The sequence below is a fragment of the Hydrogenophaga sp. genome (assembly GCF_022844385.1).
Lineage (GTDB): Bacteria > Pseudomonadota > Gammaproteobacteria > Burkholderiales > Burkholderiaceae_C > Hydrogenophaga.
Genome location: NZ_JALHLX010000128.1, coordinates 1 through 9,823, shown reverse-complemented (window position 1 = coordinate 9,823; position 9,823 = coordinate 1). Strand labels below are relative to the sequence as shown.

Genomic DNA, 9,823 nt, shown 5'->3' with positions numbered 1-9,823 from the left:
CCAGGGGGGCGAGGGAGCCAAGCCCGCTGTTCCTGCGGCACCCGCTGCGGCGGCACCGCAGGCTGCGAGCGTTTCTGCGCCTGCAGCCCCGGCGCACAACCCCACCGCGTCTGCCCCCGTAGGCCTGCCCCACGCTTCACCCTCGGTTCGCAAGTTCGCACGCGAACTCGGCGTGCCGCTGACGGAGGTCAAGGGGTCGGGCCTCAAGGGCCGCATCACCGCCGAAGACATCCAGTCGTTCACCAAATCCGTGATGGCCGGCGCGGTGCAGACCGCGGCGCAAGCGGCCAAGGCTCCGGCGTCCACCGGCGGTGGTGGCTCCGAGCTGGGCCTGATTCCCTGGCCCAAAGTCGACTTCGCCAAGTTCGGTCCGATCGAGCGCAAGGAGATGGGCCGCATCAAGAAGATCAGCGGCGCCAACCTGCTGCGCAACGCGGTCATGATCCCGGCCGTCACCAACTTCGACGACGCCGACATCACCGACCTCGAAGCTTTCCGTGTTTCCACGAACAAGGAAAACGAGAAGAGCGGCGTGAAGGTGACCATGCTCGCCTTCCTGATCAAGGCCTGCGTGGCTTCGCTCAAGAAATTCCCCGAGTTCAACAGCTCGCTCGACGGCGACGCGCTGGTCTACAAGCAGTTCTGGCACATCGGCTTTGCGGCTGACACGCCCAACGGCCTGATGGTCCCGGTGATCAAGGACGCCGACAAAAAAGGCGTGCTGCAGATCAGCCAGGAAATGGGCGAACTGGCCAAGAAAGCGCGCGAAGGCAAGTTGAGCCCGGCCGAGATGAGTGGCGCGACCTTCACCATCTCCAGCCTCGGCGGCATTGGCGGGCGTTATTTCACGCCCATCATCAACGCGCCCGAGGTGGCCATTTTGGGTGTGTGCAAGAGCCAGATCGAGCCGGTGTGGGACGGCAAGGCGTTTGCGCCTCGCCTCATGCTGCCTCTCTCGCTGACCTGGGACCACCGCGTGATCGACGGCGCTGCGGCGGCGCGCTTCAACGCGTACCTCGGCCAGATCCTCGGCGATTTCCGTCGTGTGCTCCTCTGATGCCTTGTGGGTCAGACCACCGCACAGCGGTGCTCTGACCCCAACCGAATAGGGAAATTTATGGCCATCATTGAAATTCAAGTGCCTGACATTGGCGACTTCGACGAAGTTGCGGTCATCGAGTTGCTCGTGAAGCCGGGCGACACGGTCAAGGCTGAACAGAGCCTGATCACGGTCGAATCCGACAAGGCTTCGATGGAGATTCCGTCATCCGCCGCCGGCGTGGTGAAGGAACTCAAGGTCCAGCTGGGCGACAAGGTGAAGCAGGGCAGTGTGGTGTTGACGCTGGAGGCGGCGGGCGCTGTCGCCGCGCCCCCACCCCAACCCTCCCCCAGCGGGGGAGGGAGCCCAACCCTTGCGTCGGCCGTGTCTTCGAACCCCCCCCCGCTGGGGGAGGACCGGGTGGGGGCGGCTCCCGCTCCCGCTGCCGCCAGCTTCGGTGGCTCCTCCGACCTCGACTGCGACCTGCTCGTGCTCGGCGGTGGCCCCGGCGGCTACAGCGCGGCTTTCCGCGCGGCCGATCTCGGCCTGAAGGTCATCCTGGTCGAGCGCTACGCCACCCTGGGTGGCGTGTGCCTGAACGTGGGCTGCATCCCGTCCAAGGCGCTGCTGCACGTGGCCGCCGTGATGGACGAGGTCAGCCACATGGCGGACCTGGGCGTTGACTACGGCCAGCCGGTGCTCAACATCGACAAGCTGCGCGGTCATAAAGAAAAGGTCATCGGCAAGCTCACCGGCGGCCTGGCCGCCATGGCCAAGATGCGCAAGGTCACGACCGTGCGCGGTTACGGTGCCTTTGTCGGTGCCAACCACCTCGAGGTGGAAGAAACCAGCGGCACGGCGCAAGAGAAGACCGGCAAGAAGCAGGTGATCGCGTTCAAGAAGGCCATCATCGCCGCGGGTTCTCAAGCCGTGCGCCTGCCCTTCATGCCGGAAGACCCGCGCGTGGTCGACAGCACAGGGGCGCTGGCGCTGAAAGAAGTGCCCAAGCGCATGTTGATCCTGGGCGGCGGCATCATCGGCCTGGAGATGGGCACGGTCTACAGCACGCTGGGCGCACGCCTGGATGTGGTGGAAATGCTCGACGGCCTGATGCAGGGCGCTGACCGGGATCTGGTGAAGATCTGGCAGAAGATGAACGCCAAGCGCTTCGACAACATCATGCTCAAAACCAAGACGGTGGGGGCCAGGGCCACTGCGGAGGGCATCGAGGTGACGTTTGCCGCGGCCGAAGAAGGCGGCACCGCGCCCGCGCCGCAGGTCTATGACCTGGTGCTGCAGGCGGTGGGCCGCACGCCCAACGGCAAGAAGATTGCTGCTGAAAAAGCGGGTGTGGCCGTGACGGACCGCGGCTTCATCAACGTCGACATCCAGATGCGCACCAACGTGCCGCACATCTTCGCCATCGGCGACATCGTGGGCCAGCCCATGCTGGCGCACAAGGCGGTGCACGAGGCGCACGTGGCGGCAGAAGTGATTGCGGGTGAGCTGCAGGGCAACAAAGAGCTGGCCAGCGCGGCCTTCAACGCCCGCGTGATCCCCAGCGTCGCCTACACCGACCCCGAAGTGGCCTGGGTGGGCCTCACCGAAGACCAGGCCAAGGCGCAAGGCATCAAGGTCAAGAAAGGCCTGTTCCCCTGGAACGCTTCGGGTCGGGCCATTGCCAACGGGCGCGACGAGGGCGTGACCAAGCTGCTGTTCGACGACTCACCCGAGGCCCATGGCCACGGCAAGATTCTGGGTGGCGGCATGGTGGGCACGCACGCGGGCGACATGATTGGTGAGGTTGCACTCGCCATTGAAATGGGCGCGGACGCGGTGGACATCGGCAAGACCATCCACCCGCACCCGACGCTGGGCGAGAGCATCGGCATGGCGGCGGAAATTGCGCACGGCAGTTGCACCGATGTGCCGCCACAGAAAAGGTAAGTGCAGGCGGCCGATCTTGTCGAACAAGCCCGTGGCGTTGGGTCGGGAGGCGTCGGCCACGTTGGCCAGCTTGACCTCCACTTCCTTGACTGGGCGCCTGCGTGGCGCGGGACACTTCCCCCGCCCGGCAGGCAGGCGCACGGTTGTCAAAGGGCCCGTCAATTGGGGTTTGAGGCGCCAAGAAGAAGAAAACCCGCAGGCTGAATCAACGTGCGGGCTTGGTTATCGAGGTTCGCATCAACTACGGCGATGCAGCGGCCGGGCCGGTGGCGGCCAGCAAGGGGACACGGCGCGCGCCGTTGAAGCGGGTGTTCCAATAGCTCTTGCGCATGTCTTCCACGCGAACGTGAGAGCCGGCGCGTGGCGAGTGGATGAACTTTCCGTCGCCCACGTAAATGCCCACGTGGCTGAAGGCGCGGCGCATGGTGTTGAAAAACACAAGGTCGCCGGGCTTGAGCTCGTTGCGGTCGATCACCTGGGTGGCAGCAGCCTGCTCGTCGGATCGGCGCGGCAGGACCTTGCCCACCGATTGCTCGAACACCGCACGCACGAAGCCGCTGCAATCAAAACCGCTATCGACCGTGTTGCCGCCGTATTTGTAGGGCACGCCCAGGAAGGCCATGGCATTGATCACCAGGCCTGAGGCCTGATCGCCCACGGTGTGGCGCGCGGTCTGCAGCTGATCACCGAGGCGAGCGATGAGGCCTTTCTCGACCAGCAGTGCATCCATGTCTTCGAACGCGGCGTCCGAAGGTGCGGCATGGACCGCAGCCGACAGGCTCAGCAAGAGGGCAGGGAGGGTTCGACGCATGACGCGCAGGGTATCGGCGATATCTTTGGAAGTCAAGCGAGAAATGCGCTGCAAATAATTGATTTCGTTAGATTTTGTCGCATTCGCCGCTTGAATGCAGTTCAGGCCTTTGAACGTGCAGAGGCTGGCAGATCGACCATGACCGGCTGCCCGGGTGTGGTGCAACCGGTGTCGCAGCATTTGCCGGGCTGGCGGTTCCTCGTGATGGCGCGCGCCGGGTCGTGGGGTGCCGCCGCCGGGCTGCCGTCGGCGGCAATGCCTCGCTCCAGCAGGCGCTCCACCAGCTCCACCTTGCTGCCCACGGGGTAGTTGCGCCAGATCTCCTGCTTCATGGCGGCCGGCGAGCCGCCGCCGTGCAGGCTGATCACGCTGTACCAGCCGCCTTGGTAGCCAGCCGTCAGGTCTTCGATAAAGCGTGCGGTCTGAATGCGCTGCTCGTACGGCACGTCGGGGTTGGCGCGCAGCACTTCGCTGAGCCTGGCGTTGGTCTCGGGATTGTGGTCTTCGTCTGGGCCAGGCAGGGTGACGATGAGGCCGCCGCTCACGTAGTGCGCGATGCGGTGCATGTCGTAGATTTTGGTGGCCAGCAGCAACTTTCCGATGTTGGCGAACACCGGGTCGGGCATGAAGGTCTTGCTGTGCTCGTCGGCCTTGCCGTACACGCTGGCCGCCACACCGCAGGCGTAGAAGCCTTCCGTGATGGTGATCAGCTCGACCATTTGCTCGCGCAGGTGGCTTTCTCGCCCCGGGTCAAACCCGTTGGCTTCGCACATCAAGGCGCCGGCACCAATGAGGAGGTCGCCAAAGCCTGCACGCGCGCCGATGCATGTCTGGCGGTGGTGGGTGGCGTAGCTGTAGGTGAGGTGACCCGAGTGTTCCCATTCGCCGGCGAAGAACACGCTGTCCCAGGGCACAAACACCCGGTCGAAAATGCAGACGCCGGTGCTCTGGCCGTACTTGCGGCTGAACAGCGCGTCGCCGTGTTCGAGCTTTTCACCCGGGCGTCCGGCAGGGCGGGCCACGATGGTCAGACCCGGTGCATCGATGGGCACGGCGCAGCAAACAGCGAAGTCGGCATCCTCCCGACCCATGTTGCGGCAGGGCATGACGAGGAGTTCGTGCATGTACGGCGCGCCAGTGACGATGGCCTTGGTGCCGCTGATGACGATGCCCCGAACACCGTTGCGGACGGCGTTGCCCTCCACCACGTGCACGTAGCTGTCCAGGTTGGCCTGCTCGTGCGGTCGGCGGCTGCGGTCGCCCTTGGCGTCGGTCATGGCCACACCCAGGGTCAGGTCCTGTTCTTGAATGCGGTGGAGGTAGTTCAGGAAGCGCGCCGTGTGCTCGGTGGTGCCACGTGCATCGTCGATGCGCGCGCTGACCTGGGCGATTGCGTTGACCGCGTCGTGGGTGAGGTAGCGTTGGGCGCAACCCGTTTCCTGGCAGATCAGGCGCACCGCTTCGAGTTTGTTGAGCAGGTCGCCGCTGCTGGTGTTCAGGTGGCTCAGGCGGTTGACCGTGCGCCCGCTGGTGTGTTGCACCGCAGTCATGAGCGGGGCGTACCGGGCCTGCTGCGCGAAGTCGTAGGTGAGTGCCACGGCATTGATGCCGGGCTGCAAGGCGCGTTCAGTCGCCACGCAATCGACCTTTCGTCCGTCCACAAAAACGTTGGGACGGTAGCGGCGCAGTGAGTCGCGGTAGTCGGCGCCGCTCATGAGTGTTGTGGCTTCAGGGGTGGTGTTCATGAAGGTGACCTGCGGTGAATGGCTTGATCGGTATGAATATGAAATGCATTTGCGGGAAATATTTGAACACCGTTCAAATTAATGTGCAATGTTCAAAATTCCGACTGATGAGTGCGAGCGAAGTTAAACTGCCGTGATGGAAGTCCAGTTGCACGAACTCAGGCCGGTTCTGTCGCCCGCAGACCGGGAAGCTGCCGAGCGCCAGCAGCAGCAGCGCCAGCAGCGCCAACTTGCCATGTCCGACACCCGCAGGGCGCTGGTGCTCGATGCCGCGCGAAGCGTTTTCGCCGAGAAAGGTGTGGAAGGTGCCAGCATCCGCGAGATCGCCCGCAAGGCTGGGTACACGCCGGGGGCGATCTACAGCTACTTCGACAGCAAGGAAGCCATTTATGCCGCGCTGCTCGCCGAGTCCCTGGAACGGCTCAACGCCGAGGTGGCGGCGGCACGCACGTTCAAGCTGCAGCCGCAACTGACGCTGGCGGCCAAGGCGCAGGCGTGGTTCGGGTTTTACGCCCGCAACCCGCGCGATCTGGATCTGGGCTTCTACCTGGTGCAAGGCCTGGCGCCGCGCGGTCTCACCGGTGAGCTCAACCACCAGCTCAACGGCCGGCTGCAAGATGCGCTGCGCCCGTGCGAGTTGGCGCTGCAAGCCATGGGTCTGCCGACCGACGCCGCCCTGCGTGAAAACACGGCGTTGTTTGCCCACGGCGTTGGGCTGCTGCTGCTCCAGCACACCGGCCGGATTCGCCTGTTCGGGCAGTCGGCCGAAGCCCTGTTCAACGCCTATGTGGACCAGCTCGTGCTGCGCCTGCGCCCGGATTCGTCAGCGCCCGCGCGCGAGCGGGACCAGCCGGATTTGTTCGGCCTTTGACGGACAACCCGCCCGGCAAGGGCCACGCTGCGAAAATCGGGCATCCGGTTTCCTGAACGACACACGAAAGACCCGCATGCTGCTCGACGCTGATGATTCCCAACTGGTGCTGGTGGACTACCAGGCCCGCTTGATGCCCGCCATTTTTGAGGGCCCACAGGTGCTGGCCAACGCCGTGCGCCTGGCACGCATGGCCCTACTGATGGAGATTCCGGCCTGGGGCACGGAACAGAATCCCGACAAGCTGGGTTCCAACCCGCCGGAACTGCGCGAACTCTGCCGCAAGACCCTGGCCAAGATGCACTTTGGTGCCGTGTCCGATGGCCTCGGCGACTGGCTGCGCCCGCCGGCGCGGCCGGCACAGGTTGGCGGGAACGCCCGCAGCCTGCCCAAACACCTGCAGAAACCCGCTGCCGCACCCGCTGCCGAACGCCAGACCGTGGTGTTGGCGGGGTGCGAAGCCCACGTCTGTCTGCTGCAGACCGCGCTGGAACTGATCGAGCAGGAGTTTGACGTGTGGGTGGTGACCGATGCTTGTGGATCACGCACCGAACGCAATCGCGATGCGGCGTTTGACCGCCTGGCTGGTGCCGGCGCTGAACTGGTGACCACCGAGATGGTGGCCTTCGAGTGGCTGCGCACCGCCGACCACCCCTTGTTTCGGGACGTGCAGGCACTGATCAAATAGGGGGAGGGGCATGCGCCTGAAGGGCCCGACGGGTGCCGTGCACCTGTCAGGCTGTCGCAAGCCGTTTAGCCATAATTATGAATTCAGTTTGAGTGCAGACCCGACACCCCACACCCGCAGGAGACGTTCATGAGCCCAACCCAAGGCTACGCCGAGTTCTACCGCCGTTCCATCGAAGACCGCGACGCCTTCTGGACCGAACAGGCCGCCCTGGTGGACTGGAAGAAGCCGTTTGACCGGGTCTGCAACCACGACAACCCGCCGTTTGCGCGCTGGTTCGAAGGCGGGCTCACCAATCTCTGCCACAACGCGGTGGACCGGCACCTGAAAGACCGTCCCGACCAGAACGCGCTGATCTTCGTTTCCACCGAAACCGACGTGGAGCGCAGCTACAGCTTTCGTGAACTGCACGCCGAGGTGCAGCGCATGGCCGCGGTCTTGCTCAGCCTGGGCGTGAAGAAGGGTGAACGTGTCCTGATCTACATGCCGATGATTCCCGAAGCGGCCTTCGCCATGCTCGCCTGCGCGCGCATCGGTGCCATCCATTCGGTGGTGTTTGGCGGCTTTGCCAGCCACTCGCTGGCCAGCCGCATTGAAGACGCGTCCCCCGTGGTCATCGTGAGTGCAGATGCCGGTTCGCGCGGCGGCAAGGTGGTCGAGTACAAGCCGCTGCTGGACGAGGGCATCCGCCTCTCAAGCCACAAGCCTGCCCAGGTGCTGATGGTCAACCGGGGTCTGGCGCCGATGAAGCTGACCGCCGGGCGCGACGTGGACTACGCCAGCGCGCGCGAACAGCATCTGGACACCGTGGTTCCCTGCGAATGGGTCGACTCCACCCACCCCAGCTACACCCTTTACACGAGCGGCACCACCGGCAAGCCCAAGGGCGTGCAGCGCGACACGGGCGGGTACGCCGTGGCACTGGCTTCGAGCATGAAGCACGTGTTCATGGGCGAGCCCGGCGAGACCTACTTTTCCACCAGCGACATTGGCTGGGTGGTGGGCCACAGCTACATCGTTTACGGCCCGCTGATCGCGGGCATGGCGACCATCATGTACGAGGGCCTGCCGATCCGGCCCGATGCCGGCATCTGGTGGCACCTGGTCGAGAAGTACAAGGTCAGCGTCATGTTCAGCGCACCCACGGCCGTGCGGGTTCTCAAGAAGTACGACGCGTCCTTCATCAAGAATCACGACCTCTCCAGCCTCAAGGCCTTATTCCTGGCCGGTGAGCCACTGGACGAGCCCACCGCGCAGTGGATCGCTGACGCACTGGGCAAACCCATCATCGACAACTACTGGCAGACCGAAACCGGCTGGCCCATCTTGTCCTTGTGCAATGGTGTGGAGCCGGCCAGCAGCAAGTTCGGGTCTCCCGGGAGGGCGGTCTATGGCTACAACGTGAAGCTGCTCGACGACCAGACCGGCGCCGAACTGACCGAGCCCGGGCAAAAGGGGGTGGTCGCCATTGAAGGCCCGTTGCCGCCCGGCTGCATGCAGACCGTGTGGCGCGACGACGAACGATTCGTCAAGACCTACTGGTCCAGCGTGCCCGGCAAGCTGGTTTACAGCACCTTCGACTGGGGCATCAAGGACGAAGACGGCTACTTCTTCATCCTGGGCCGCACCGACGACGTGATCAACGTGGCGGGCCACCGCCTGGGCACCCGCGAGATCGAGGAAAGCATTTCCAGCCATCCGCGCGTGGCCGAGGTGGCGGTTGTGGGCGTGGCCGACCAGCTCAAGGGCCAGGTGGCCATGGCCTTCGTGGTGGTCAAGGACGCGTCCACGCTGACCGACGACGCCTCCCGCCTGAAGCTGGAAGGCGAAGTCATGAAAGTGGTGGACGAACAACTGGGCGCCGTGGCGCGCCCGGCTCGGGTGCGCTTCGTCTCGGTGTTGCCCAAGACGCGCAGCGGCAAACTGCTGCGCCGTGCGATCCAGGCCGTGTGCGAGGGGCGAGACCCGGGCGACCTCACCACCATGGACGATCCGGCCGCGCTGCAACAGATCAAGGACTTGCTGGCCTGAGGGCCGTTGCAGGGCCACCGCTCCGGTCACGGCATGGCCGTTTGTGTGCTTTCTAAGTATGATCCATGCTTATATTCACACGAGCGATGGGCGCCATGGACAAGATGATCGAATCCGATGGACATGTTGAGCGGGTGCGGGTGTTTGAGCTCGCTGCCGAACTCTTTGGTGTGCTGGCCACCCCCATGCGTCTGCGCATCCTCAGCGCTTTGTGCGACCGCGAGAAGTCGGTTTCGCAGTTGCTGCAGGAAATCGACACCACCCAACCCAACCTGTCGCAGCACCTGAACCTGCTGTACCGATCGGGCGTGTTGGCCAAGCGCAAGGAAGGCACACAGGTGATCTACCGTGTGCAAAGCGAAAAGGCGGTCATGCTGTGCCGCACGGTTTGCACGCAGATCGCCATCGAGATCGATGAGCCCAGCGCCGTGCCAGCCTCGGAGCGCCTTTCACCCCGCGTGACTTCCTGAAACGGGCGCCAGCGGCGTCACATCCATCAAGATCGGCGCCTCTGGCGCCGATCTTTTTCCTGCGCGCGCCTTCAAGGTGGCACAATCCCGGGTTGCATTCAGGTCCTTCCACAGTCACTGTCGCATCCGCATAACGGTCAAGCCGTGCAGCGGAAGGTTTTTCTAACCAGCTAATGTTTCCTGCAGGGAAACGGAGGTCAGCGGATTTATGAGCGATTCCC

Annotated in this window: 8 protein-coding genes; 6 read left to right on the top strand and 2 right to left on the bottom strand. The window is 64.3% G+C overall.

Annotation, left to right across the window (positions count from 1 at the left end):
* Nucleotides 1-1,057, top strand: a 1,057-nt coding sequence (locus tag Q0C59_RS16425) for a 2-oxo acid dehydrogenase subunit E2 (RefSeq protein WP_291217486.1), incomplete at its 5' end; no start/stop codon positions are given.
* Between the two features lie 60 nt (nucleotides 1,058-1,117).
* On the top strand, nucleotides 1,118-2,986 hold the full coding sequence (lpdA, locus tag Q0C59_RS16420) for a dihydrolipoyl dehydrogenase (protein ID WP_291217484.1): 1,869 nt from the start codon (nucleotides 1,118-1,120) through the stop codon (nucleotides 2,984-2,986).
* Between the two features lie 241 nt (nucleotides 2,987-3,227).
* Here the strand turns inward: lpdA and Q0C59_RS16415 are convergent, their stop codons facing one another.
* Both Q0C59_RS16415 and Q0C59_RS16410 read right to left on the bottom strand, forming a co-directional pair.
* The gene (locus Q0C59_RS16415) at nucleotides 3,228-3,797 is read right to left on the bottom strand and encodes a C40 family peptidase (RefSeq protein WP_291217489.1); all 570 of its coding nucleotides are present in this window, start codon (nucleotides 3,795-3,797) and stop codon (nucleotides 3,228-3,230) included.
* Nucleotides 3,798-3,898: 101 nt separating this feature from the next.
* Nucleotides 3,899-5,542, bottom strand: a complete 1,644-nt coding sequence (locus tag Q0C59_RS16410) for a 4-hydroxyphenylacetate 3-hydroxylase family protein (protein WP_291217482.1) — start codon at nucleotides 5,540-5,542, stop codon at nucleotides 3,899-3,901.
* Nucleotides 5,543-5,678: 136 nt separating this feature from the next.
* Here Q0C59_RS16410 and Q0C59_RS16405 point away from each other — a divergent pair, with 136 nt between their 5' ends.
* The 4 genes from Q0C59_RS16405 to Q0C59_RS16390 all read left to right on the top strand — a co-directional run bounded on the left by Q0C59_RS16405 (nucleotide 5,679) and on the right by Q0C59_RS16390 (nucleotide 9,602).
* Nucleotides 5,679-6,413: a TetR/AcrR family transcriptional regulator gene (locus tag Q0C59_RS16405; RefSeq protein WP_291217480.1), complete on the top strand. Its 735-nt coding sequence runs from the start codon at nucleotides 5,679-5,681 to the stop codon at nucleotides 6,411-6,413.
* A 76-nt stretch (nucleotides 6,414-6,489) separates the two neighbouring features.
* Nucleotides 6,490-7,101 (top strand): isochorismatase family protein, encoded by a 612-nt coding sequence (locus Q0C59_RS16400; RefSeq protein WP_291217478.1) that lies wholly within the window; start codon nucleotides 6,490-6,492, stop codon nucleotides 7,099-7,101.
* A gap of 129 nt (nucleotides 7,102-7,230) precedes the next feature.
* Nucleotides 7,231-9,132, top strand: coding sequence for a propionate--CoA ligase (locus Q0C59_RS16395; protein ID WP_291217476.1), 1,902 nt, complete (start codon nucleotides 7,231-7,233; stop codon nucleotides 9,130-9,132).
* Nucleotides 9,133-9,227: 95 nt separating this feature from the next.
* Complete coding sequence (locus tag Q0C59_RS16390; RefSeq protein ID WP_291217474.1) at nucleotides 9,228-9,602, top strand: helix-turn-helix transcriptional regulator; 375 nt, start codon at nucleotides 9,228-9,230, stop codon at nucleotides 9,600-9,602.
* The last annotated feature ends 221 nt before the right edge of the window (nucleotides 9,603-9,823 follow it).